Origin of the sequence: Gracilibacillus sp. D59 (genome assembly GCF_052246695.1) — a bacterium.
Classification (GTDB): Bacteria; Bacillota; Bacilli; order Bacillales; family Amphibacillaceae; genus Gracilibacillus.
Map to the genome: position 1 here is coordinate 346901 of NZ_JBQQCK010000003.1, position 23810 is coordinate 370710.

The 23810-nt window shown below is 36.6% G+C and carries 26 protein-coding genes; 20 read left to right on the forward strand and 6 right to left on the reverse strand.

Annotation, left to right across the window (positions count from 1 at the left end):
- Positions 1–37: 37 nt before the first annotated feature.
- Both ACTWP4_RS07860 and ACTWP4_RS07865 read left to right on the forward strand, forming a co-directional pair.
- A complete protein-coding gene (locus tag ACTWP4_RS07860) occupies positions 38–1273 on the forward strand; it encodes a cytochrome P450 (protein ID WP_443128204.1) in 1236 nt (411 codons plus the stop codon).
- 21 nt (positions 1274–1294) lie between these two features.
- Positions 1295–1519: a hypothetical protein gene (locus ACTWP4_RS07865; protein WP_443128205.1), complete on the forward strand. Its 225-nt coding sequence runs from the start codon at positions 1295–1297 to the stop codon at positions 1517–1519.
- Positions 1520–2077: 558 nt separating this feature from the next.
- Here ACTWP4_RS07865 and ACTWP4_RS07870 read toward each other — a convergent pair.
- Positions 2078–2920, reverse strand: coding sequence for an aldo/keto reductase (locus ACTWP4_RS07870; protein WP_443128206.1), 843 nt, complete (start codon positions 2918–2920; stop codon positions 2078–2080).
- A gap of 117 nt (positions 2921–3037) precedes the next feature.
- Between ACTWP4_RS07870 and ACTWP4_RS07875 the strand changes: the two genes are divergently transcribed.
- The 6 genes from ACTWP4_RS07875 to ACTWP4_RS07900 all read left to right on the forward strand — a co-directional run bounded on the left by ACTWP4_RS07875 (position 3038) and on the right by ACTWP4_RS07900 (position 6954).
- Positions 3038–3586, forward strand: coding sequence for a DUF6241 domain-containing protein (locus ACTWP4_RS07875; RefSeq protein WP_443128207.1), 549 nt, complete (start codon positions 3038–3040; stop codon positions 3584–3586).
- A gap of 208 nt (positions 3587–3794) precedes the next feature.
- Positions 3795–4184, forward strand: a complete 390-nt coding sequence (locus ACTWP4_RS07880) for a DUF6220 domain-containing protein (protein ID WP_443128208.1) — start codon at positions 3795–3797, stop codon at positions 4182–4184.
- A complete protein-coding gene (locus tag ACTWP4_RS07885; protein ID WP_443128209.1) occupies positions 4181–4375 on the forward strand; it encodes a DUF5957 family protein in 195 nt (64 codons plus the stop codon). The genes ACTWP4_RS07880 and ACTWP4_RS07885 overlap by 4 nt, the downstream gene beginning before the upstream one ends.
- Positions 4376–4420: 45 nt before the next feature.
- A complete protein-coding gene (locus ACTWP4_RS07890; protein ID WP_443128210.1) occupies positions 4421–5506 on the forward strand; it encodes a sensor histidine kinase in 1086 nt (361 codons plus the stop codon).
- Positions 5503–6195 carry a response regulator transcription factor gene (locus ACTWP4_RS07895; RefSeq protein ID WP_443128211.1) on the forward strand — a complete coding sequence of 231 codons (693 nt, stop codon included), beginning with the start codon at positions 5503–5505 and terminating at the stop codon, positions 6193–6195. Before ACTWP4_RS07890 ends, ACTWP4_RS07895 begins: the two co-directional genes overlap by 4 nt.
- A gap of 39 nt (positions 6196–6234) precedes the next feature.
- Positions 6235–6954: an AAA family ATPase gene (locus ACTWP4_RS07900; protein WP_443128212.1), complete on the forward strand. Its 720-nt coding sequence runs from the start codon at positions 6235–6237 to the stop codon at positions 6952–6954.
- Between the two features lie 277 nt (positions 6955–7231).
- On the opposite strand, the gene ACTWP4_RS07905 is transcribed toward ACTWP4_RS07900, so the two are convergent.
- The gene (locus tag ACTWP4_RS07905) at positions 7232–8059 is read right to left on the reverse strand and encodes an ABC transporter permease (RefSeq protein ID WP_443128213.1); all 828 of its coding nucleotides are present in this window, start codon (positions 8057–8059) and stop codon (positions 7232–7234) included.
- A gap of 13 nt (positions 8060–8072) precedes the next feature.
- Positions 8073–8996, reverse strand: a complete 924-nt coding sequence (locus ACTWP4_RS07910) for an ATP-binding cassette domain-containing protein (RefSeq protein WP_443128214.1) — start codon at positions 8994–8996, stop codon at positions 8073–8075.
- Positions 8997–9091: 95 nt separating this feature from the next.
- Here ACTWP4_RS07910 and ACTWP4_RS07915 point away from each other — a divergent pair, with 95 nt between their 5' ends.
- The 3 genes from ACTWP4_RS07915 to ACTWP4_RS07925 all read left to right on the forward strand — a co-directional run bounded on the left by ACTWP4_RS07915 (position 9092) and on the right by ACTWP4_RS07925 (position 11643).
- On the forward strand, positions 9092–9544 hold the full coding sequence (locus tag ACTWP4_RS07915) for a MarR family transcriptional regulator (protein WP_443128215.1): 453 nt from the start codon (positions 9092–9094) through the stop codon (positions 9542–9544).
- A 99-nt stretch (positions 9545–9643) separates the two neighbouring features.
- The gene (locus ACTWP4_RS07920) at positions 9644–10600 is read left to right on the forward strand and encodes an alpha/beta hydrolase (RefSeq protein WP_443128216.1); all 957 of its coding nucleotides are present in this window, start codon (positions 9644–9646) and stop codon (positions 10598–10600) included.
- A 176-nt stretch (positions 10601–10776) separates the two neighbouring features.
- The gene (locus ACTWP4_RS07925; RefSeq protein ID WP_443128217.1) at positions 10777–11643 is read left to right on the forward strand and encodes a hypothetical protein; all 867 of its coding nucleotides are present in this window, start codon (positions 10777–10779) and stop codon (positions 11641–11643) included.
- 253 nt (positions 11644–11896) lie between these two features.
- On the opposite strand, the gene ACTWP4_RS07930 is transcribed toward ACTWP4_RS07925, so the two are convergent.
- The gene (locus ACTWP4_RS07930) at positions 11897–12388 is read right to left on the reverse strand and encodes a GbsR/MarR family transcriptional regulator (protein WP_443128218.1); all 492 of its coding nucleotides are present in this window, start codon (positions 12386–12388) and stop codon (positions 11897–11899) included.
- A 249-nt stretch (positions 12389–12637) separates the two neighbouring features.
- Here ACTWP4_RS07930 and ACTWP4_RS07935 point away from each other — a divergent pair, with 249 nt between their 5' ends.
- The 6 genes from ACTWP4_RS07935 to ACTWP4_RS07960 all read left to right on the forward strand — a co-directional run bounded on the left by ACTWP4_RS07935 (position 12638) and on the right by ACTWP4_RS07960 (position 19193).
- Positions 12638–13834, forward strand: coding sequence for a quaternary amine ABC transporter ATP-binding protein (locus ACTWP4_RS07935; RefSeq protein ID WP_443128219.1), 1197 nt, complete (start codon positions 12638–12640; stop codon positions 13832–13834).
- Positions 13827–14663: an ABC transporter permease gene (locus ACTWP4_RS07940; protein ID WP_443128220.1), complete on the forward strand. Its 837-nt coding sequence runs from the start codon at positions 13827–13829 to the stop codon at positions 14661–14663. Before ACTWP4_RS07935 ends, ACTWP4_RS07940 begins: the two co-directional genes overlap by 8 nt.
- Positions 14664–14736: 73 nt before the next feature.
- Complete coding sequence (locus tag ACTWP4_RS07945) at positions 14737–15678, forward strand: glycine betaine ABC transporter substrate-binding protein (RefSeq protein WP_443128221.1); 942 nt, start codon at positions 14737–14739, stop codon at positions 15676–15678.
- 257 nt (positions 15679–15935) lie between these two features.
- Positions 15936–16763, forward strand: coding sequence for an SDR family NAD(P)-dependent oxidoreductase (locus ACTWP4_RS07950; RefSeq protein WP_443128222.1), 828 nt, complete (start codon positions 15936–15938; stop codon positions 16761–16763).
- 44 nt (positions 16764–16807) lie between these two features.
- The gene (locus ACTWP4_RS07955; RefSeq protein WP_443128223.1) at positions 16808–17602 is read left to right on the forward strand and encodes an ABC transporter ATP-binding protein; all 795 of its coding nucleotides are present in this window, start codon (positions 16808–16810) and stop codon (positions 17600–17602) included.
- Positions 17595–19193: a hypothetical protein gene (locus ACTWP4_RS07960; protein WP_443128224.1), complete on the forward strand. Its 1599-nt coding sequence runs from the start codon at positions 17595–17597 to the stop codon at positions 19191–19193. Before ACTWP4_RS07955 ends, ACTWP4_RS07960 begins: the two co-directional genes overlap by 8 nt.
- Positions 19194–19229: 36 nt before the next feature.
- Here the strand turns inward: ACTWP4_RS07960 and ACTWP4_RS07965 are convergent, their stop codons facing one another.
- Positions 19230–19955, reverse strand: a complete 726-nt coding sequence (locus ACTWP4_RS07965) for a SurA N-terminal domain-containing protein (protein WP_443128225.1) — start codon at positions 19953–19955, stop codon at positions 19230–19232.
- A gap of 228 nt (positions 19956–20183) precedes the next feature.
- Here ACTWP4_RS07965 and ACTWP4_RS07970 point away from each other — a divergent pair, with 228 nt between their 5' ends.
- The gene (locus ACTWP4_RS07970) at positions 20184–20855 is read left to right on the forward strand and encodes a phosphatase PAP2 family protein (protein WP_443128226.1); all 672 of its coding nucleotides are present in this window, start codon (positions 20184–20186) and stop codon (positions 20853–20855) included.
- Positions 20856–20874: 19 nt separating this feature from the next.
- Here the strand turns inward: ACTWP4_RS07970 and ACTWP4_RS07975 are convergent, their stop codons facing one another.
- Positions 20875–21711 carry a manganese catalase family protein gene (locus tag ACTWP4_RS07975; protein WP_443128227.1) on the reverse strand — a complete coding sequence of 279 codons (837 nt, stop codon included), beginning with the start codon at positions 21709–21711 and terminating at the stop codon, positions 20875–20877.
- A 177-nt stretch (positions 21712–21888) separates the two neighbouring features.
- Here ACTWP4_RS07975 and ACTWP4_RS07980 point away from each other — a divergent pair, with 177 nt between their 5' ends.
- Positions 21889–22911 carry an NADH:flavin oxidoreductase/NADH oxidase gene (locus tag ACTWP4_RS07980; protein ID WP_443128228.1) on the forward strand — a complete coding sequence of 341 codons (1023 nt, stop codon included), beginning with the start codon at positions 21889–21891 and terminating at the stop codon, positions 22909–22911.
- 98 nt (positions 22912–23009) lie between these two features.
- Complete coding sequence (gene hisA, locus ACTWP4_RS07985; protein WP_443128229.1) at positions 23010–23789, forward strand: phosphoribosylformimino-5-aminoimidazole carboxamide ribotide isomerase; 780 nt, start codon at positions 23010–23012, stop codon at positions 23787–23789.
- Positions 23790–23810 lie beyond the last annotated feature (21 nt).

Consider the following 23810-nt stretch of genomic DNA (forward strand, 5'->3'; position numbering starts at 1 on the left):
AAAATACGAGTAAGTAAACATGTTGGAGGGCTAATTAATGACTGATCATCAACAACTGCCACACGATAAAGGCCTAGATCATACGTTAGAGCTGCTTAAAGAAGGTTATTATTTTATTATGAACCGCGCGGATAAATTTGACTCGAGGATCTTTGAAACAAGGCTGCTCGGCGAGAAAGCAATTTGTCTGGTAGGCAAAGAAGAAGCGAAATTATTTTATGATAATGAGAAATTCAAGCGCAAAAATGCGGCACCTGGTCGAATTCAGAAAACACTTTTTGGTAAAGGTGGCGTGCAAGGATTGGATGATGTAGAGCATCGTCATCGAAAAGCAATGTTTATGACATTAATGACAGATGATTTGTTGGGTGAGATCCGCAGTTTAACTCAAGAAGAGTGGAGACAGCATTTATCTGAGAACAAGAGTGATGTAAATATATATAAAGCGGCAAAGCATGTCTTAACACGTATAGCACTGCGTTGGACGGGGGTGCCATTTCAGAAAAAAGAAGCTGATCAATGGACCGAAGAGCTTAGTGATCTATTTGAACATGCAGCAGATGTTGGACCAAAGCATTGGAAAGCAAGGTGGTCGAGGCAAAGGGCAGAAGGTTGGCTAGAAGATCTTGTCCAGCAGGTTCGTAAAGATAAGGTAGAAGTAGATAAAAATCGTCCACTTTATCAATTTTCCATGCATAAGGATCTTAATGGCAAATTATTAAAACCTTATATTGTTGCTGTTGAATTACTGAATTTGTTGAGACCAATTGTCGCGATAGCGGTATATATTGACTTTGCCGTGTTAGCCATGCATGATTATCCAGGTGAAGTGAAGCGGATTCGCGAAGGTAATGGCCGGCAATTTATTCAGGAGGTTCGCCGTTTTTATCCTTTCTTCCCTTTTACAACAGCGAGGGTGAAACGGGATTTTCTCTGGAATGATTTCGAATTCAAAAAAGGAACGCTCACATTACTGGATTTATATGGCACCAATCATGATCCGGTTATATGGGAAGAGCCAAATCAGTTTAACCCGGAGCGTTTTAATAACTGGAAAGAAAGTCCATTTGATTTTATTCCGCAAGGGGGTGGTGAATTTGATATTGGTCACCGTTGTGCAGGCGAATGGATTACGATAGATATTCTAAATGAAACGGTAAACTATTTTAGCAAGATTTCGTTCGATTTTCCAGATCAGGATTTCAGTTACAGCATGAATGAGATTCCGTCTCTGCCACAAAGCAATATCATCATTACCAATGTCCAAACTTAGTTAAAAGGGAAGGTGCTAAAGATGGGAGAGGAACGTAAGCATAATAAAGTAGAACGAAAAGAAACTGTTCAAAACAAGCGTAAAAGTGTAAATGAGGAAAAGCGACCTGATCTGTACAAGTTTAAAGAAGAGCAATTGGTTGATGATATTCCATTAAGAGATTTAGAAATTGAAGAGAAGAACCTCAGAGATAAGAAAAATAGCCAGAGTACTTCTCAGTCAGAAGAAAAGTATAAAGGGAAATAGTTCAGTGAAGCCGAATCTTTTTATGGGTTCGGCTTTCATACTGCATACAGAATAGATATTATGAAAGTTGAAACGTTTAAGTCATTTTTTTCGTGTTAAATAATAGACATTAAATTTAGGGGGAGTTATCTATTCGAGAGTTTTTCTATTATTTCGGTTCTACAATAATTATCGGATTTTTGATTTTTCTAGGTGTTAAATATCAGAATCATTTAGGAGAAGAAGCTAGTTCGACATTTGAAATAATACCTGTCTTACTATTTGCAAGCATTTTTCCTATTGTAATTGGGATGCTTTTACGCCTGTCAAAATAGTTGATAGAAATCAAAGACAAACAGAGTTGGACTTTTAACTGGATGAAGTTGGTTGTTATCGGTTTGCCAGCGTTATACATAGCGCTGTTGCCCGTTTTATCAGCTACTTTACCTAGTGTTCGCAGAAGAGATAATGTTCATGGACTATACGATATTGATTACAACTGCAGGAATAGTTTTCGGTTATGTTTTATTAGGCAGTTTGAAAAAATAAAAAACGTTTGGTTTCCCAAACGCTTTTCTATTAAAATTCTTCATATTCCGCGGGGTTCTGCCCGTTAATTCTGCCGTCAGGCCTTGTGAGCTTCCCGATCATTTCCATATCTTCATAGTCTAATGCAAAATCAAAGATGGAGATATTTTCAAGCTGTCTGTTCGGTGAAGTCGATTTCGGAATTGTAATAGCACCTAGCTGATAATGCCAACGTAAAATTACTTGTGCGACAGATTTGCTATATTTGTGTGCCACGTACTGAAGTGTTTCATTCTCCATAGTATGTTTGGCACGATATAATGGACTCCATGATTCGGTGACAATTCCATGCTTTTCATGCCATTCTCTTTGTTCTTCCTGATTGAAGAATGGATGTAATTCAATTTGATTAACGCTAGGAAGGATACCTGTTTCTTTTTCTAAACGTTCGAGATGTTCAGGTAAGAAGTTACTTACTCCGATAGATCGGACTAGTCCCCATTTCTGTGCATCAATCAATGCTTGCCATGCTTCGACATAGTGGTCCTGTTTTGGATTTGGCCAGTGAATTAAATATAAATCAAAGTAATCTACATTAGCTCGAAATAAGGATTCTTGAATTGCTTTTACTGCCTCGTCATATTGGTGATAGCGACCAGGCAGTTTAGAGGCAACCAGTAATTTTTCTCTTGGTACTCCGGCTCTACGGATGCCCTCACCGACCGCTCCTTCATTTTCATAATTATAAGCGCTGTCAATTAAGCGGTAACCATTCGTAATCGCACTAGCAATAGCAGTCGCACCTTGATTTCCTTTTACATTTGCGGTACCAAATCCGACAACTGGAATTTCCACGCCATCTTTTAAAGTAACAGTAGGAATTATATGAACCATCTAATCACTCCTCGAATAATAATTTCATCCCTATATAAGTATTACCACTAAAAATAAAAACCAACACATTCTTGATTTTTGGTAAATTTTTGATATGTTAATTATGGAGGTATTGGTATGAAAAGTAAATGGATAGGTATTATCGGCTGGGTTGTTGCACTAGGTTTTTGTATAGGAGTTCTAGGATTTGCGATATTTATCGCTTTTGCACTGCTTTCCGAAGATGATGTAGCAAAAAATGATCAGAAACAAGAAGAAACGATAGAAGTGGGTGCACCAGGAACGGAAGAGGATATGGAAGTTAGTGAGGAAGATATCGAGGAAGAAGTACAGGAAGTGAACACAGAAAAAATCCAAAGTGAAGGAAATTTTAGGGACACTTTACATCATATGACCCATCAAAAAGTACATGCTGCAGATAAATGGGGGGCAGTGGAAATCACCGATGAACGAATTGATGTAATGCTTGAAACAGCGAAAAACTCTAATTTTACTCACCGAGAATTCTATATTGAAGCTTTAACAGCATGGCAGAAAGGTGATTTCAGTAATGCGGTCGAAGTCCATAATTATATTTGGGAACTGAAAGATGGTAACGTAGGCAGAGCATTACGATTGTTTAGTGAAGAGGAAGAACAACAGTATATAGAAAAATATTTTCGATAATCCGCTGATCAGAGATAATGCGGATTATTTTTTTTTGCTTAAATGGCCAACAAAATAGGAGCATACTTTTTTATCACTGTGCTAATCGTCCGTAAACCCCCACTAATGGAAGTCTCACTTTATTAAGAAAAATTTAAGAATTCGCTAATAGGGAGTTTAGATTCTGACGGTAGACTGTCCTTACAATTAAAAAAAGGAGGAATAGTCAATGAGAATTCGTATTGCTGAAATATTGTATTTCACACTTACCGTGATCTTAACTTTAGCGATTACAATGCAAATTATATTAGCTGGTATGGCGGTATTTATCCATCCACTTCACTGGACTAACCACACATTTTTCATTCATTTATTTGGCTTCAATATTCCATTATTGATGCTTTTAGTTGCTTGGTTGGCAAAATTACCACGATGGGCATACTGGCAAGTTTTCGGTCTGATGCTGATGATGTTTTTAATGTATTTCTCGGCAAATATAGCAGGTAAGTTACCGTGGTTTGCGGCACTTCATCCAGTTATTGGAACGGGTCTTTTATTATTATCATTCTGGATGGTTATTCAAGCTAAATTCCATCTGAAAAAGGAGAATCTATCATGAGATCATTTATTGCAATTATTGTTGGACTACTAGGAGGATTTGTGTTAGGAATTGCTTTATCTAGCTTTATTGGTATTTTAGGAATGACACTCTTTAACATGCCGCTGGGAATAAAATTTCTCCCTTATTATACAGCTGTAATTTGTTCTATCTTAGTACCAATATGGGATCGCAAGCAGCAGAACGGATAAATTGCCTTATCCGTACTATAATTTAACAAAAGGCAGGTGCAGGAGATGTCCATTAAAAAAAGATTACTGTTATCCAATATAGCAATGATCATCATACCAGTAATCGGCTTTTTGTTAATTGAGATTATATTAGGTTACCTTTTTTTCGTGATGGGAAATGCAGAACCTGAAGGTAAAAGCTTGCAAAGGTTTATGAATTACCGAATGGTAGCAGTTCTTCTTCTTTTAGCAATCACGAATGGATTATTGACCTATTTTGTTTCTCGGACAATCATTAAACCGATTAAACGATTGAACCTTGCTGCAGAAAAAATTAAACAAGGTGACTTGGACCACAGCATCCAGTCAAGGAAAAAGGATGAACTCGGTCAATTAGCGAATACATTCGAAGAAATGCGAAAAAGTTTAAAACAGGCGAAGGAAACTCAAGCAAAATATGAAGAAAACCGCCAGGAATTGATCGCCAGTATCTCCCATGATCTAAGGACGCCGGTGACATCGATTAAAGGGCATGTCCAGGGAGTATTGGACGGTGTAGCTGATTCACCGGAAAAGTTAGAGCGTTACATGCAGACGATTGATAACAAAACAGATCAGCTTGAAAAAATGGTAGATGAGTTATTTGTCTATTCAAAGCTGGATTTAGATCGGATGCCTTTTCAGTTTGAAGTACTTGATATTTACGCTTATTTAAACGACATGGTTGATGAATTAATGTTCCAGTATGATGAGATAAACTTTGAATTTACCGCTGACAGGAAACGAAATTTTTTAGTGAAAGCAGATCGTGAGCAATTACACCGAGCAATCATGAACGTCATTACGAACAGTGTCAAATTTATCGACAAAAAGGAAGCAATGATCAGAATTAGACTAATAGAACAAAGTGAACATGTTATGATAATGATAGAAGATAATGGAAGTGGTATCGATGAATTCGAACTTCCTTATATATTTGACCACTTTTACCGGACGGATACGTCACGTAATTCGGCAACAGGAGGTAGCGGTCTCGGACTTGCCATTGTGAAAAAGATTATCGAAGCACATGGTGGCACAATATGGGCGGAAAGTGAGCTAGGTCAAGGAACTACAATTAACTTTCTATTGAAAAAAGGTGAACAAACATGACGAAGATATTGATTATTGAAGATGAAGAAAGCATTGCCGAACTAGAACGAGATTATCTTGAGTTGAGCGGTTTTGATGCAGATATTGCAACAACCGGTAACAAAGGATTGACCATGGCTAATCAATCTTCCTATGCCTTGATTTTGCTGGACTTGATGCTTCCCGAAATAGATGGATTTCAACTTTGTGAAGAGCTTAGGAAAACATTGGACATCCCGATTTTAATGGTAACGGCACGAAAAGAAGATATCGATAAAATAAAGGGATTTAACCGTGGTGCCGATGATTATATCGTCAAACCGTTTAATCCGAATGAGCTTGTTGCCAGAGTGAAAGCACATGTATCAAGATATCAACGTTTAACAAAACAAGAAAAAGCGACTCCTCTCCTTGAAATAAAAGGATTAACGATAGATCGTCATTCCAGAAGAGTGTATCTGAATGATAGAGAACTGACATTTACTGCCAAAGAATATGACTTATTATATTTTTTAGCATCACATCCAAACCAAGTATTCAGCAAAGACCACCTTTTAGAAAAAATATGGGGCTTTGATGCGATTGGTGACAGTTCAACGGTCACGGTGCATATTCGTAAAATTCGCGAAAAAATTGAACGCGATCCATCAGAGCCTACTTTTATCGAAACCGTTTGGGGTGTCGGTTATCGGTTTAAAAAAGAAGACTAAACATTCACCAACTATTAATTGAAGAAAGCCGGTGAAGACATGTATTTGAAACGAATTAGACTGCACAACGAAAAACTGCCAAATGATAACCGTTATCCTTTTTCAATACCGGTAATTAAAGGGTTAGATCAACTGGATATCACCAGCAATGTTACTTTTTTTGTCGGAGAAAACGGATCAGGTAAATCTACATTGCTAGAGGCCATTGCTGATAAATGTGATTTTAATACTGCCGGGGGTGGACGTAATAATTATTTTGAGGTGTACGAATCTAACTCTGCTTTAGGGGATTATATTACATTATCTTGGATGCCCAAAGTGACGAATGGCTTCTTTTTACGGGCAGAAACCTTTCATCATTTTGCTAGCCATATTGATTCTTTAGATGAGGGGAGCCAGGCCTATGGTGGGAAGTCCTTGCATCATCAGTCACATGGAGAATCGTTTTTGTCATTATTTCAGTATCGCTTTCATCAAAAGGCAATCTATTTATTGGATGAGCCTGAATCTGCATTGTCACCGCAGCGCCAGCTCGCTTTTTTGAAGATATTGCATGACCTATCAGCAAAAGGCAATAGTCAATTTATTATTGCGACACATTCACCGATTTTGTTAGGCTATCCGGAAGCGACTATTTTTAGTTTTGATGAAGATAGCATTCGGGAAGTTGCTTATGAAGATACTGATCATTATCAAATCACTCGATATTTTTTAGATAATCGCGAGCGGTTTTTACATGAAATTTTGAAAGATGAGTAGGGAATAGTAGATGATTTAAGTGATTACGATGATGGCGTACAACCTGAGCGGATATTTGTCCCTTTAACTACACATAATCAAGGCTTCTTTAGATTTCACGGACATTTGTTCCGTTATTCGCCTATATTGAAGGCTCATTGATGATAAAACTCATAAATAACGGAATAAATGTCCGCTTCAGCAACTAATCAACAGTTTTTGATGCAAATAACAGATCAGATGTGCCGTTCGTATCAGGTGAAGAGCTAAAACGCATAGATTTTCCACGGTCTAGTTCTTAAGCGTGTGCTCGTTTAAAACTAATGGTTGCAATCGCCACAAACACTACCGCAAATGCAAAAATAAATAAAATTTCCTCGAATACAGTTACTGATCTGCCAAATACAGTGAGGTTAAGCCCCATTGTTTCGCGAACAGCTTGGGACAGACCATCGACATCAATCATAATTTTCTTCATCACGTCCACACCGTATGTAACAGGATTAAATTTGACAATCACATCAAGCCAGCTCGGCATATTATTGATAGGAAAAAGCGCACCAGATAAGAAAATCATCGGCATCACAATAATTTGCACAATTAGCTGAAAACCTTGAGTGGATTTAATCATACTTGCAAATAATAAGCCGACTCCAGACAATGCTGCACCTAGTAAGAACATAAACGGAATGACTTGAATCAGTGAGATAATACTATATGATAATCCTAAAAAAGGAATCAACAAAAATAAAATCATACCTTGAATCGTTGAAACAGTTGCTGCACCAAGCATTTTGCCAACAGCTATACTTACTCTTGATATCGGAGATACCAAAATTTCTTTCATATAGCCGTAGTTTTTATCTTCGATCACAGACATAGCAGAAAATATCGCTGTCATTAACAACGTCATCGCGACAATACCAGGAAACACGAACTCAACATAATTAAATCCACTAGCCTCATCTCCAAAGCCACCAGACATCATTGTTTCCATTGTTCCGCTTAATCCACCACCGAATATAAGTAAAAACAAAATTGGCATCGTGAATGAACCAAACAATCTTGCACGATCTCGAAAAAATTTCGTTAAGTCACGCTGCCAAATTGCAATAATACCTTCCACATTGATTCCTCCCTTATTCCTTAATCTTTCTTCCTGTAAAGGCTAAAAATACGTCATTTAATGTTGGCTTGCGAATATTCAATTTTGTAATCGGTATTTCCAATGTCTTGATAAAAGAGGAAATAAAAGCATCACTACTAGCAACCTTTAAGTGAATCGTATCGTCTTCCACCTTCACTTCGACGGTTTCCATTTTTTCTTCAATTTCTTTCAAGGCAGCTTCATTATCCTCCGTAGACAGTTCAATAAGGTCACCGCCAAGCTGATCTTTAAGAGCAGTAGGTGAATCAATTGCAATAATTTCTCCTTGATCCATGATTGCCACGCGATCACTAATCTCTGCTTCATCCAAATAATGGGTAGTGAGAAACATCGTAATGCCTTCTTTTTCCTTGAGTTTCAAAATATATTCCCACAGATGTGCTCTTGTATTGGGATCAAGTCCAACAGTCGGTTCATCTAAAAAAAGCACTTTCGGATAATGAAGAAGCCCACGCGCTATCTCAAGACGACGTTTCATCCCACCAGAATATTCTTCCACACGCTGGTTCTGTACATCGACTAAATCTACAATCTCCAGTACTTCTTGAATTCGGTCATCCCGTTTATTTTTAGGTACACGATAAAAACGACAGTGCAATTTCAAATTTTCATAGGCCGTTAATTTTTCGTCTAATGTATTTTCTTGAAAAATGATGCCAATACTTGCACGAACTTCATCTTTTTGTTTCTTAGCATCATAGCCATTGATGATGATTTCTCCTGAGGTTGGTTTGAGCATTGTACAAATCATGTTGATCGTCGTACTTTTTCCAGCACCATTAGGACCAAGAAAACCAAAAATTTCGCCTTCTTTGACATCAAAATTAATTCCTTTTACCGCATCAACTTTTTTATATGTCTTTGTTAAATCGTTTACTGAAATGATAGAATTCAATATGTAACCTCCTTATCATACAAATTAGTTATGATATAATAACTATTATCTATTGTATATGGCATAAAGTCAATCTGTATGAGGGAGCGAACTAGATGAAAGAGCAAAATACTTTAACCAATGAATTGGTAGAACAGGCTTTAACTGTATTACCAATATTATCAAAAAAGATGTTTGGTACTTCTCCAATAACTAAAAGAGAAGGACTTTACCCATCACATTTCCATGTGTTACATATTGTCGAGCAAACAGGGCGGATTCAAATGGCAGAGATCGCCAAAAAATTAAATATTAATAAATCAAATTTAACTCCGTTAATTCAAAAACTGATGGAGAAGGAGTTTATTGTTAAAATAAAAGACGAGAAAGATCGACGTATAACATATATTCAAATGACGGAAAATGGAAAACGATTTTCGGAGGAGAAAAAACAGATTCTTTATGAGATAGTTCAGGAACGTTTTGCGACATTAGCGGATAAAGATAAAAAAGCCTTAAAAGAAGCGTTTATGACAATTAGAGTGATTATGTCTTCATTAGACGAGTAATACTTTGTCGAAATTTTCCGTTTGTTCCAATAAAAAAAGTCCCTTTTCATAGCAGAAACTTGTTATAATATGTATAAAAGTGTCGAAAGGGGATTTTTTGTGAAGTTCGGTAAAGGCTTGAAAATAATGATAGCGCTTATCGCTATTCTATTATTAATAGATTTATTTGCTGGAAACTATTTTTATAATCTCGCTATTAAGCGTGAACAAAAGACTTTTTTACAGGGAAATGATGATCTGGAAGTCTCTGCAGCAGCAATGGACGTGTTCACGAAAGGCGGTTGGCGGGATTGGGTTGCCAGTCAGGATTTTGATGAATGGCAACTGCAAACATTTGATGATTTAACCTTACAAGGATATTATTTACCAGCCAAAAAAGATACAAATAAAACGGTTATCTTTGGTCATGGTTATTTAGGCGAAGCAACAGATATGGGATTATATGCGCAATACTATTACGAAGAGTTAGGCTATAATATTTTTCTTTTTGATATGAGAGGACACGGTAAAAGTGAGGGAGACTATTTTGGTTTTGGCTGGCATGATCGTCTAGATGTTTTAGATTGGACGGATCGAGTGATTGATCAAGTTGGTGATAATGCAGAAATTGTCTTACATGGTTTATCCATGGGGGCTGGTACAATGTTAATGGCAAGTGGTGAGGATCTTCCTCCACAAGTACAAGCAGTAGTTGCTGATAGTGGTTACACCAATGTATATGACCTTTTTCAATATCAGATGAACCGGATGTACAATTTGCCAGCATTTCCGATATTACCAACAACAAGTATGGTAGCAAATATACGAGCGGATTATTCCTTTTTTGAAGCTTCAGCTCTTGACCAGGTGAAGAAGGCTGAGGTACCCATTTTATATTTTCATGGAAGAGATGATACATTTGTACCATTTAAAATGGCGAATAAACTATATAAGCAGACTAATAGTTACGCGGAAATATATTTATATGATGATGCCGGACATGGTGAAGCATATGCTATTCACAAGGAAAAATATCAAACGAAATTATCCGATTTTTTAACAAAATTTATAGAATAATAGAAGGTAGATGATTAACTCATCTACCTTTTTGTTTTTTTGGGAATAATGTCCCTTCATAGGAAAAGCGCTTATGGTAATAAAGGCTTATAGGAGTGTGATAATTTGTTTGATATTATTAAAATAGGGTATAGTATAACAAGTAGTTTTTAATGGAAAAAATGGGGGAGATCAACATGAAAAAGAAATTATTATTTATCATCCTGTTAATGTTGTTGTCGCTTTTATTTACGGCGTGTAAGCAAAACGATACAGATGAAACGGTAGATCCAGAAAATGAAGTAGAAGAACCAGCAGAAAATGAAACAGGTCAAGATAAAGAGCCTGCTGACGAAGAAACGCCTACGCTTGATAAAGAACAAGCGAAACAAGTATTGAACGATTATCGTGATACATTTATGTCTGTCATTGAAAATACAGAAGATGATGGTGCTTTAACAGATTTTGATTCAAAACAAGCGCTGAAAGATGAGTTTATGACCATTATGTCAGAAGAGTTGGCTGATTCATATGTGGCCCAATATTTTGAAGAGGACAATGGTAAGGTATATGTTGTTCCGACTGAAGCTCCAGTATGGTTTGAAGAAGGAAAAGACTTCAGCTTTGAGCAAGTAAGTGACTTAGAATATGAGGTAACACAGGAACAATCGAATGAGTTGATTGGAAATCTAAGAATGACATATGTAATTGCATCAAAAGATGATTCCTGGATTGTTAGTGAAGTAAGATCGGAAAATATAAACGAAGAAAATAATGGTAATGGGCAAGAAGAGCAATCATCTTCAAATGAGAACAACACCGATAATAGTGAGGAAACTGCTTCTGGTGAAATTACAGATGCAAAAGCAGAAGAATTAGTACGAGAACACCTTAATATCCCACAAAATAGTGATGTGAATGTCGTGATGGACCACAAAAATGAGAATGGTAATTTCGTCGTTCAAGTATATGAATTAGTTTCCAATGGTGAAACTAGCCATACTGCAACAATTGGTTGGTATATTGTTAATAAAGATGATGGTACAGTAGAACAAATGATGTAAGAAACTTTGTATTAAAGAGATTCGCACTACAATTGGAGTGTGTGAATCCTGATTATACGTTTCACTCCGTTTTTTATTTCCACTTCGGGGGCTAATCCATAAAAAAGTTGAATTTATTCTAAAACGAGGGGAGTTCCGTATTTTTGGATCCCTCGTTTTTTAGAACGTTTGTCATCTCAATTCGTTCATTTACAAAATTTTTGGATGATCACTTTCTGTTAGTAATTTAAACTTATATAGTGTTTAATTTTTTTTAAAGAAAATCATTCTTCTTAATCTTCGTAAAAACGTCCTCAAGTGAACGGTGAAAGGAAATGGCATCATGTATTTTATGCTCAAACAATTTCTTTTGTTCATGAGGGTAACGATCCAGGTCTTCTTGAATATCCTCTAAGTTGCTAATTTGTAAGTTGAGTGACTCGAGCCAACGATTTACATATGTTTTCATAAATTTTTTATATAAATCTTCTCGAGCTTCGTATAAGTCTTTTCGCACACCTTTTTGCCAGACGCGTTCAACTAAGCTAAATTCTTGTAATCGGCGAATGGCATAACTCATCGCTGTTTTACTTTTTCCTAAAGCATCTTTCATTTCATCTAAAGTCATTGGTGCTTCATGTAAATAAAGCGTAACAAATAATTGAGCTTCTGTTTTATTTAAAGAAAACATTTCAAGTGTTTTCGAAAATTCAGAAATAATTTGATTATTGACTTTTTCTAAATTGGCTTCTGCTTCTTGTGTCATAAAAGTATGACGACCTCCTTCAAGTCTCTTATTATTATCTTTACACTACATAAATAAAAAAATCAATGCTAATACTAAGTATATGGTAAAAGTAAGGATTTCCATTTGTAAAGTTTAAACTTTACAAACGTAACAATCAGAAAAATAAGTGTATAATCCTTGAAATTTAAATGTAAAACCTTTAGCATAGTAAAAGTGATGCATAAAATGACAGGAAAAGTCGAAAGAAAATTGAGGTGATATAGATTCATGTCTGTTATTAGTGTAAAAAATTTGTCGAAAATTTTTGGCAAAAAAACAAAAGAAGCACTCTCATTGTTAGATGAGGGATATAAAAAAGAAGAAATTTTAGAAAAGACAGGATGTACAGTCGGTGTAAACCGTGCGACATTTGATGTCGAAGAAGGCGAAGTATTCGTTATTATGGGACTTTCTGGTAGTGGTAAGTCAACACTTGTACGTTTATTGAATCGCTTGATTGACCCTACGGAAGGTGATGTCAAAGTAGGTGGAGAGAATCTTGCGAAGGTCGGTAAAGAAACATTAAGAAAAGTCCGTCGTGAAAAAATGAGTATGGTATTCCAAAAGTTCGGTTTATTTCCTTTCCGAACAGTGTTAGAAAACGCCGAATTTGGACTTGAAATTCAAGGGATAAACAAGGAAGAACGTGCGGAAAAAGCAAAGGAAGCTTTGGAATTAGTAGGATTAGGGAGTTTTATTCACCAGTATCCAGATCAATTATCAGGTGGGATGCAACAACGTGTTGGTTTAGCACGTGCTCTGGCTAATGATCCGGAAGTACTTCTAATGGATGAAGCTTTTTCTGCGTTGGATCCTTTAATTCGAAAGGATATGCAAGATGAACTATTGGATCTTCAACAAAAAATGAAGAAAACAATCATTTTCATTACACATGATTTGGATGAAGCATTACGAATAGGTGACCGAATTGCACTGATGAAGGATGGTTCGATTGTTCAAATCGGAACACCTGAAGAAATTTTAGTGAATCCAGCTAATGACTATGTGGAACGATTCGTTGAAGATGTTGATCGCTCTAAAGTATTAACTGCAAGTCACATTATGAAACGACCAGAAACGGTTGATATTGAAAAACATGGTCCAAGAGTAGCGCTGGAAAGAATTCGTGAGCAAGGCTTATCAAGTATCTATGTGGTCGATCGCTCCAGACAATTGAAAGGCTATGCTATAGCGGACGATGTTAAACAAGCTCGGGAAAATGAGGAAAAAGAATTAAACGGAATTTTACGTACGGATATGCCAACAGTGGGGTTAGAAGCACCTATTCAAGAAATTTTTGAAATTATTCATGATGCACCTGTACCTGTAGCTGTTGTAGATGAAGGTAAATTAAAAGGTATTATTGTACGTGGTGCCGTTATTGCAGCACTAGCAAATGGAAATGGGGTGACAGAAAATGCTTAATTTTATGCCTCAAATTCCTTTAGCTGATTGGATTAATAGAGCAGTTGATTGGATGCAAGATACTTTTGAATTTATTTTCGATCCAATCAAAAATGACTTTGGTGATTTCGTAGAGGTTTCCGCGGAGTGGTTAAGTCAGGTTCCACCAATTATTGTTATTTTAATAGTAGCTATCATTACTTTCTTTGTATCTGGCAAGAAATTTGGATTAGTTGCTTTTTCTATTATTGGTTTATGGTTTGTTTATAATCAGGACTTATGGGAACAGTTAATGTTTACATTCACATTAGTCGTTTTTGCCAGTTTTATCTCCATTATTATTGGTATTCCGGCTGGTATTTGGATGTCAAAGAGTAAATGGGCTCAAACCATTATTACTCCTATACTTGACTTTATGCAGACAATGCCTGCGTTCGTTTATTTAATTCCTGCCGTAGTATTCTTCGGTATTGGGATGGTTCCAGGTATATTTGCTTCTGTCGTATTTGCTACACCACCTGTTGTCCGTTTTACCAATTTAGGTATTCGCCAAGTATCCAATGAATTAGTGGAAGCTGCAGATGCATTTGGTACAACAGGTTCACAAAAGCTGTTTAAGGTAGAGTTACCAATGGCACGTAAAACGATTATGGCGGGTGTTAACCAAACTATAATGCTTGCGTTATCTATGGTTGTTATTGCATCCATGATCGGTGCTCCAGGACTTGGTGATGAAGTGTTAACAGCACTGCAACGTTCACAAGAAGGGGCTGGATTTGTTGCAGGTTTAGGTATTGTTATTTTAGCGATTATTATTGACAGAGTTTCTCAAAACTTAAATAAAGGTTAAGGTGATAAACTTTTCCAGTCTAACTGGAAAAGTTTTAACATAATAAATTTTATAGAAAAGGGGAGATCTATACATGTTTAAAACATGGAAATCATTTGGTTTAATGGCAGTATTAGCGTTAGTATTTGTACTAGCTGCTTGTGGTGCTGGTGATGAAGGTGAAGATACTTCAGGAGACACTGGTAATGAAGAAGGATCAACTGAAGAAGGGTCAACAGATGAAACTGCTGCTGTAGGTGAAGGTAAGGAAATTGAATTAGTGTACGTAAACTGGGACACTGAAATTGCATCAACACACGTTGTTGGAAAAGTCTTAAAAGATTTAGGTTATGATGTAAAACTTACTTCTATCGAAAACGCAGCAATGTGGGAAGCGGTAGCAAATGGAGAAGCAGACGGTATGGTGGCAGCATGGTTACCAGCGACACATAAAGCACAGTATGCAGATTTTGGCGACCAAGTAGAAGGATTAGGGCCAAATCTTGAAGGCGCAAAAATTGGTTTAGTTGTACCATCTTATATGGATGCAAATTCTATTGAAGATTTAGCAGATCAAGCAGATCAAACAATCACTGGTATTGAACCAGGTGCTGGTGTAGTACAAACAGCAGAAAAAGCACTTGAAGAATACGAAAATTTAAGTGATTGGAAAGTACAAACATCTTCTAGTGGTGCAATGACAACAGCGCTAGGTGAAGCTATTGACAACGAAGAGGACATCATTGTTACAGGTTGGTCTCCACATTGGAAATTCTCTGAATATGATTTAAAATATTTAGAAGATCCTAAAGGTGTATTTGGAGAAGCTGAAAATATCGAAACAATGGTTCGTAAAGGACTTAAAGAAGATTTACCAAACGCATATAAAGTACTAGACCAATTCCATTGGACAGAAAAAGACAGTAACGCTGTTATGCTAGAAATTAATGGCGGGACTGATCCAGAAGAAGCAGCTGCAAACTGGGTGGAAAACAACCAAGAAAAAGTAGCTGAGTGGACAAAAGGTTTAGAATAATTCATAGTTGAATTAGAATCCTCCTCGCAGGAATAAGCGAGGAGGATTTTTTATGATTTAAAAAAAGTGCCCGATAAATGAGTCAAAGCGCCCAATATCGAGTGAAAAGCACCCGAAAAGCATCTAAAAGTGCCCGATATTATTCTGAAACCGCCCGATATCCAGCAAGAAGTGCCCGATACTCAAAACAGACATGATCAAGAGGAATCTTTTACATATGTTAAGATATGTTAAATGGAAGAGAGGATGATGAGTAAGTGAAAACAGTACTTATAACGGGAACTGGAAGTGGAATTGGTTTTTTAACAACACTAGAACTTTTAAAGAATGATTACAGGGTTGTTGCCACGATGAGAACATTAGACACACGTGAAAAACTAATCGAAGCAGCCAAGAAGGAACAATTAGCATCTCAATTAGACGTTATCCAAATGGATGTAACAGATGATCTGCAAATCCAGCATGTAAAAGAATTTATCCAAACTAAATATAAAAAACTCGATGTTTTAATGAATAATGCAGGCTTTTGCCAAGCGGGATTTATCTCTGATTTATCGGTTGATGCGTTTCATAACCAGATGGATGTTAATCTACATGGTGTTTTTCGTGTTACCAAAGCGATGGTGCCATTATTGGAGCAGGCACATAAGGCAAATATCGTTAATATTAGCAGTGTTAGCGGGTATAGCGGTTTTCCAGGCATGTCTGCATATGCTGCATCTAAATTTGCTTTAGAAGGCTTTAGCGAAAGTTTACGAATAGAATTACTTCCTAAAAAGATATTCGTCTCCTTAGTGGAACCAGCATCCTATCAAACAAGAATTTGGGATAAAAGTTTGTCTGCTATCGATCCAACTGAAATGGAGAAGGATCGATTAAAAAGCTCAGTCCTATCCCATGCACAACAAGCATCAAAAACCAGTGCTGATCCAAGAGAAGTGGCTGAATTAGTCGTCTTTATCTGTAACAGGAAAAATCCAAAACTTCGCTACCCAATTGGAAAAGGAGCAAACATGTTATCTATTGCAAAACGCTTTTTACCTTGGTCTTGGTTAGAGAAGATAATGCTGAATAAACTAAATTAACAAATAAAGGAAATATATGTTAGGATAGGAGTGGAGGTGTACTAATGACGGAAGAAATTATTTTATCGCTTAAGAATGTGGCTAAATCATATGGCACTACCCGAGTTTTAGAATCTATTAATCTTGATGTCTATAAAGGTCAAATAATAGGTTACATAGGGCCAAATGGCGCAGGTAAAAGTACAACCGTCAAAATGATGTTGGGGTTGATTTCAGATTTTGAAGGTGACATCGAAATATTTGGAGAAAGTATTAAAACAAGTGGTGTGGCTTATAAAAAACGTATTGGATATGTTCCCGAAAACGGAGAAATCTATGACAGCTTAACACCAATGGAGTACCTTTCTTTTGTCGGTGGACTATATAGGATGGATCAGCATGTGATCATTAATAAGGCAACAGAAATGATGCGTTTATTTGAGTTAGAAGATATGTTACATACAAGAATTTCATCTTTTTCTAAAGGAATGAGACAAAAAGTTCTTTTTATAGCCAGTATTATACATAACCCGGATTTACTTTTCTTAGATGAACCGTTAAGTGGGCTTGATGCCAATAGCATGATGATCGTCAAAGAGATTTTAGATCAATTAGCAAATCAAGGGAAAACAATCTTCTATTCCTCACATATTATGGATGTAGTCGAAAAAATCAGTAATCGGATTGTTTTGCTGGCTAATGGCCAAATTGTTGCTGATGGTACGTTTAAACAATTGCAGCAACAGAATAAAGAAGGATCCCTCGAAGAAATCTTCAATCAATTGACAGGCTTTCATCAGCATCAGGAAATAGCTAGTTCTTTTGTCTCCATAGTGGAAAATGGTGATATAGATGACTGATTTTAAATCGCTGAAGATTTTAGATAAACTCAGCACTTTTTTTCAAAAAGCGAATGTCGATTATCCTATGATGCGCGAGATCCTGGAATTGAAATTAACGATGGACACGAGAAGGGTACCTACTATTTTTAATGAGTCGAAATCAGTTTCCGGTAATCAATTTCTGAAATCACTCGGTATATATGCTCTGATGGGATTAATACTAATTGCTTTTTTATTTGGAGATCAGTATATATTTCAGATGAGTATACTTTATGCCATTGTTATGTTTATCATCATGACCTCGACTATTTCTGATTTCTCAAGTGTATTATTAGATGTCCGGGATAAAACGATATTAAGTACTAAGCCAGTCGATTCAAAAACAATAAATACTGCAAAAGTTGTACATATTACCATTTATTTATGTCAATTAACCATTGCTTTTACTGCTATTCCAATGATCGTTGGTCTGTTTAAACAGGGGATTGTTTTCTTCTTATTAAGTCTAATCGTACTTTTATTTGTTAATCTACTGATTTTGATTATGACCGCATTTGTTTATATTTTGATTTTGCGCTTTTTTGACGGAGAAAAGTTAAAGGATATTATTAATTATATTCAGATTCTCTTAAGTATTTCGATGGTTGTGGGATACCAAATAGTAGCTCGATCCTTTCAATTTGTCGATATGAATATCAGTTTCACTTTTGAATGGTGGCATGTTTTGCTACCTCCGATTTGGTATGGAGCAATATATGAAATAGTCCTGAATGGGGTAACGGATTCTGCTTTTATCATTCTAGCGATATTAGGTGTGATTGTTCCATTCATTGCTATATTACTTTATGTGAAACTGATTCCTTCCTTTGAAAGGAACTTGGAGAAGCTTTTGTCCAACAATGGTAAACATAAACAAGCGAAGGAATGGTGGAGCCGTTTTTGGTCCAAGATATTAGTTTGGAGCAAAGAGGAACAGGTTTTTTTTGAATTCACAACTCGAATGATCAAAAATGAACGTGATTATAAATTAAAGGTATACCCAGCAATCGGTATGGCCTTAGTATTTCCGTTTATCTTTATCATCAATGATTTAACGCTTAATACGTTGGAAGAACTTCGAGCTGGGAAAATGTATTTCTCTATGTATTTTAGCTTAATGTTGATCCCTGTCGGAGTACAAATGCTTCAATTTTCAACGAATCAAAAAGCTGCTTGGATTTATCGTGCGGTACCGATTAAAGATGCTAATGCTTGTCACCGAGCAACATTAAAAGCTTTTTTGGTTCGATTGTTTCTCCCGGTTTATCTTATGTTAAGTGTGATTTTCCTTTTTATTTTTACAGAAAGGATCTGGTCTTTTTTAATCACATATATTTTAGTAATTGCTTTGTACGGCCGAATCTGTTATCACGTATTTTTTAATAATGTGATGCCTTTCTCCGAAACGTATAAAGTTAGTCAAAGTAAACAAACTGGTTCAGCACTAGCACTTTTAGCACTTGCAGTGTTTTTTGGTGTTATCCATTACATAATGACTCTCTTTAACATCGGTCCATATATTTTAATGGTTGTGTTATTGATCATCAATGTATTTCTTTGGAGAAAGTAGGATAAAAAAATCATCCCCAATGAAGGGGATGATTATTTAGATTAATTTTTCAATTTCAGCATTTTTCTTCAGTTCATCAATTTTTGATTGAATTTCTTTCTGTTTCTCTTGTTGCTTTTGAGCTGTTAAGGTTTGTTTAATCTGATCTTTAACTTGTTCTAGTGGTGGAAGCTCTTTTTCAGATTTTTCCTTCGCTGAATCGTAATACTCTTTAATTTCTTTCTCTGTCACTTTAATACCAAGCACTGACTCCATATACTTATTAGCAACTAAATTTTGTTTTAGTTGTGCTTTGTATGTTTCTTCCGTGAATCCATTTTTTTTAAGAGTAGAAGCGAATTGATCACCATGTTGTTCTTTTAATGCGGCAATTTTACTATCAATTTCTTCTTGACTAGCTGATAAACCTTGTTTCTCAGCATCTTGCATAATCAATTCTTGGGTGATTAATTCATTTAATGTTTGATCTTTGACTTTTTCAGTATCCTTAACATCTTGTCCTTGTTGCTGTAATGAACTTTTTACAAGTCGATAAACACGATTATATGCAGAACCATTTATTTCTTCCCCATTAATAGTGGCTACCGTTTTATCTTCTGCTACAAGCTCATCTTCACTTACTGAATTCTGACCAGTCTCTTGGGATGTTTCATCTGATGCAGCTTCCTCTGTGTTATTCTTTTTAGTTGCATCATCATTTCCGCACGCAACTGTGATAACAGCCAAGCTGATCATCATTAAAAGCATTATTATTTTCTTCATTCATTAACAACCTCCATCATGATACATTGTTTGTCTATTCAAACATATATTGTCGCTTAAATGCAAGTCCTATTCTAGCGTATCTTTTGATTCCAGCCTGTCATGACAGTGATTGAGGTCATTTATTACAGTTAATCAACAAAAAAACAGCAGTTTTCACACATTTTACATCGTTTCTGTTTTTCTTATTCTTTAAAGGGAATACTAGTAAATGGGAGTGAAAATATCATGAAAGATATATCAAAAATTGCGATTTTCACCTTGATATTCGGATTTATCATCCTTGTTCTAACAATGACTCTTTTTATAGAACTAGCGGATGATGTGTTAGAAAAAGAAAAGTTTTTTGTCGATCGAATTTTCCAAGACTATATCGCCTTTCCGGAGGGGACATGGTTACATCAGATCATGGAAGTCGTGACAGAAGCAGGATCGGTTCTTTTTCTAACCATCATGTCGATATTAGTTGCTGTCTATCTCTTTTTTGCGAAAAAAAGTAAGTGGTACAGTCTGTTTTTCAGCATTAACATGATTGGGATCAGCCTGATAACACAAGTGTTGAAGCTTATAATTGAACGGGAGCGCCCCGAACTAATTGCACAATATGGTGGTACAGGTTTTAGTTTTCCTAGTGGACATTCAACGGGATCGGTAGCATTTTACGGGTTTATTATGTATTTACTTTGGAAAAAGGTATCAATTAAATGGTTGAAATGGGTATCAGTTTCATTCTTTGCGCTCGTTGCGTTTGCTATTGCTTTTAGTCGTGTAGTATTAGGGGTTCATTTCTTCACGGACATTGTAGCAGGTATGTCATTAGGATTGACATGGCTTGTTATTTGTATCATTGCCTTAGAATTTTTACTTTGGAGGGGAAGAAAAAAGCGTAATTCCTCATGAGAGAACTACGCATTAATATCTAACATAAGCACGGTGGTATGTGGAAGTTGGTATTAAATGTATAAGGTGGTGCTGGTTTTAAGGATGGAATGCCACCATATGCAGGTGGATTTTGTACGTAACGGAAGTTGGAACAACCATCCATTGATCGACCATGCGCCCATCTTCCTTCTGCGCTTTCATCTCCTTGCGAGAAGTTATAAAAGTCATATGCTACTTGTTGTTTTTCAAGGTCCCGAGGGAATGTAGAAGGAACCACAACTCCTTCTTTTTCTTCTAATTCTTCAATGGCAGCTAACCACATATTTTGGTGCATCGTATCGCGGGCAATTAAGAAGGAAAGCATATCTTTTACACCACGATCAGATGTAATTTCATATAATCTTGATACTTGTAAGCGCCCTTGAGATTCCGCATTTAAATTAGCACGGAAGTCTGCGAGCAGATTCCCACTTGCGATAATATAATCTGCTGTCCAGCGATTACCGACACTGTCCCCAGGCATTGCACCTAATCCCGATACAATGGCATGCTGAGGGTTCATCCCACCAATAATTGCACCTAAAACAGGATCTTTTGCAGCTTCTTCCAGGTCACCAACAGGTGCATCATCTAAGAGACGAGCAATCATTGTCGCTAACATTTCCACATGTGCTATCTCCTCGGTACCGACATCCATTAACAGATCCTTATATTTACCGTCCATTCGAACATTCCAACCTTGGAATAAGTACTGCATGGTTACCGAAATTTCCCCGAATTGGCCACCTAACACTTCTTGCAGTTGTTTCGCAAAAAGTGGATCTGGCCGATCAGGCTTAGCAGGATATTGCAACTCCTTTATGTGATAAAACATGTATTCACATCCTTATAAGATATAGGTTTCTGTCTTTACTCTATGCAGGGACGATTGCCTACGTTACAAATCTTATCTTGGATCTACTAGATGTCTCAAGTTCAATGGAGTGACCCTTGCATAAATTCTTGCTATAATTAATCTGGTAACAAAAAGTAAGTTAAGGGGGAATCGAAAGTGGATCAATTATTCAGTCCTTTTCAAATAAAAAAACTAGAACTCAAAAATCGTGTCGTAATGCCACCTATGTGCCAATATTCGGTGACAAAAGAAGACGGTACGCCTAACGATTGGCATTATAATCATTATATAAGCAGAGCAGTTGGCGGTACCGGACTTGTTATTGTGGAAATGACCAATGTCGAACCAGACGGAAGAATCTCTAATAATTGCTTAGGATTCTGGTCTGATGAGCAAATTCCTGCGTATAAAAAAATCGTTGATGCAGTACATGCGCAAGGCTCTAAAATTGCAATCCAAATCGCACATGCTGGACGAAAAGCAGAAGATGCAGAAACACCAGTCGCTCCTTCTGCAATACGATTTAGCGAGAAATATAAAGAACCACGTGCACTTTCTACTGCAGAAGTGAAAGAAATGGTTGATAAATTCCGTCAATCCGTTCGCCGCGCAGTAGAAGCAGGTTTTGATGCAATTGAATTACATGGTGCACATGGATACTTAATTCATCAGTTTCATTCAAGCTATACGAATAAACGTGATGACGAATACAGAGAGCTTACACGATTCGGTACAGAAGTAGTAAAAGCAGCAAAAAGTGAAATGCCAGAGGATATGCCTTTAATTATGAGGATATCTGCAACTGAATTTGTCGAAGAAGGTTATCAATTACCAGATGGAATCGAACTGGCAAAAGCTTATAAAGAAGCTGGTGTAGATATGTTCCATATTAGTGCTGGTGGAGAGGGTGCAATAGCTCCATCACGTAATCCAGGTGGTCATGCAGGATATATGGTTCCTTTTGCCAGGGCAATGCGTGAAGCAGTTGAAGTTCCGGTGATTGCAGTAGGTCGTTTAGAAGACGCTCATTTAGCGGATTCTATTATTGGCAATCAGGATGCAGATCTTGTCGCAGTCGGCAGAGGAATGCTTCGTGATCCATATTGGACAATTCGCGCTGCCCGTGAGTTAGGACAGGAGATTGAAGTACCAGTACAATATGAACGTGGATTTGCCTAACAATAATGGAAAAGACGTCACTCCCAGTGGCGTCTTTTCTTTTTAGTAGGAATGTTCTAAAATAGTACTATAGGACAAATAAAAAGGACGTGAAGATATTGCAATTCAGACCTTGTATCGACTTGCATCAAGGGAAAGTAAAACAAATCGTAGGTGCTACCCTTAATAATGAAAACAAAAATGTAATCGAAAATTATGTTTCTACATATGACAGTAGCTATTATGCAGAAATGTTTCAGAAAGATAACTTAACTGGTGGTCATGTTATTATGCTAGGAGATGGCAACAAAGAAGCTGCGATCCAGGCATTACAAACATACCCAGGCGGATTACAAATCGGTGGTGGAATTAATGCCAATAATGCTGAAGAATTCCTTGAAGCAGGAGCATCCCATGTAATTGTGACATCCTATATTTTTCAAGATGGTGAATTAAAGATGGATCGCTTAAAGAAATTAATCGAAAAAATAGGCAAAGAAAGACTTGTGATTGACTTAAGCTGTAAGCAAAAAGATGGTAAATGGTATGTAGTCACTGATAAATGGACGAAATTCAGTACTATAGAAATAACACCATCTACAATTAAGGATTTAGAAAATTATTGTGATGAGTTTTTAATTCATGCGGCAGATGTGGAAGGGAAGCGAAGCGGTATAGAAGAAAATTTAGTAGCAAAACTCGCTGACTATGTCTCGATTCCAACAACCTATGCTGGCGGTGTCCGTTCTATGGAAGATTTACAGCTTTTTCAACAGTTAGCAAAAGGTAAATTACATGTGACGATAGGCAGTGCCCTTGATATTTTTGGGGGAGATTTATCTTATCAGGAAGTTGTGGAGTATTGTAGATTTAGTGATAAACAACAAATCGAAGAATGATTTCGAAAGGTTTGTAGAATA

What these genes read in the sequence shown, in the direction of transcription:
- ACTWP4_RS07860 (WP_443128204.1), top strand. Translation starts at nt 38, where the DNA reads ATGACTGATCATCAACAACTGCCACACGATAAAGGCCTAGATCATACG.
- ACTWP4_RS07865 (WP_443128205.1), top strand. Translation starts at nt 1,295, where the DNA reads ATGGGAGAGGAACGTAAGCATAATAAAGTAGAACGAAAAGAAACTGTT.
- ACTWP4_RS07870 (WP_443128206.1), bottom strand. Translation starts at nt 2,920, where the DNA reads ATGGTTCATATAATTCCTACTGTTACTTTAAAAGATGGCGTGGAAATT.
- ACTWP4_RS07875 (WP_443128207.1), top strand. Translation starts at nt 3,038, where the DNA reads ATGAAAAGTAAATGGATAGGTATTATCGGCTGGGTTGTTGCACTAGGT.
- ACTWP4_RS07880 (WP_443128208.1), top strand. Translation starts at nt 3,795, where the DNA reads ATGAGAATTCGTATTGCTGAAATATTGTATTTCACACTTACCGTGATC.
- ACTWP4_RS07885 (WP_443128209.1), top strand. Translation starts at nt 4,181, where the DNA reads ATGAGATCATTTATTGCAATTATTGTTGGACTACTAGGAGGATTTGTG.
- ACTWP4_RS07890 (WP_443128210.1), top strand. Translation starts at nt 4,421, where the DNA reads ATGTCCATTAAAAAAAGATTACTGTTATCCAATATAGCAATGATCATC.
- ACTWP4_RS07895 (WP_443128211.1), top strand. Translation starts at nt 5,503, where the DNA reads ATGACGAAGATATTGATTATTGAAGATGAAGAAAGCATTGCCGAACTA.
- ACTWP4_RS07900 (WP_443128212.1), top strand. Translation starts at nt 6,235, where the DNA reads ATGTATTTGAAACGAATTAGACTGCACAACGAAAAACTGCCAAATGAT.
- ACTWP4_RS07915 (WP_443128215.1), top strand. Translation starts at nt 9,092, where the DNA reads ATGAAAGAGCAAAATACTTTAACCAATGAATTGGTAGAACAGGCTTTA.
- ACTWP4_RS07925 (WP_443128217.1), top strand. Translation starts at nt 10,777, where the DNA reads ATGAAAAAGAAATTATTATTTATCATCCTGTTAATGTTGTTGTCGCTT.
- ACTWP4_RS07930 (WP_443128218.1), bottom strand. Translation starts at nt 12,388, where the DNA reads ATGACACAAGAAGCAGAAGCCAATTTAGAAAAAGTCAATAATCAAATT.
- ACTWP4_RS07935 (WP_443128219.1), top strand. Translation starts at nt 12,638, where the DNA reads ATGTCTGTTATTAGTGTAAAAAATTTGTCGAAAATTTTTGGCAAAAAA.
- ACTWP4_RS07940 (WP_443128220.1), top strand. Translation starts at nt 13,827, where the DNA reads ATGCTTAATTTTATGCCTCAAATTCCTTTAGCTGATTGGATTAATAGA.
- ACTWP4_RS07945 (WP_443128221.1), top strand. Translation starts at nt 14,737, where the DNA reads ATGTTTAAAACATGGAAATCATTTGGTTTAATGGCAGTATTAGCGTTA.
- ACTWP4_RS07955 (WP_443128223.1), top strand. Translation starts at nt 16,808, where the DNA reads ATGACGGAAGAAATTATTTTATCGCTTAAGAATGTGGCTAAATCATAT.
- ACTWP4_RS07960 (WP_443128224.1), top strand. Translation starts at nt 17,595, where the DNA reads ATGACTGATTTTAAATCGCTGAAGATTTTAGATAAACTCAGCACTTTT.
- ACTWP4_RS07965 (WP_443128225.1), bottom strand. Translation starts at nt 19,955, where the DNA reads ATGAAGAAAATAATAATGCTTTTAATGATGATCAGCTTGGCTGTTATC.
- ACTWP4_RS07970 (WP_443128226.1), top strand. Translation starts at nt 20,184, where the DNA reads ATGAAAGATATATCAAAAATTGCGATTTTCACCTTGATATTCGGATTT.
- ACTWP4_RS07975 (WP_443128227.1), bottom strand. Translation starts at nt 21,711, where the DNA reads ATGTTTTATCACATAAAGGAGTTGCAATATCCTGCTAAGCCTGATCGG.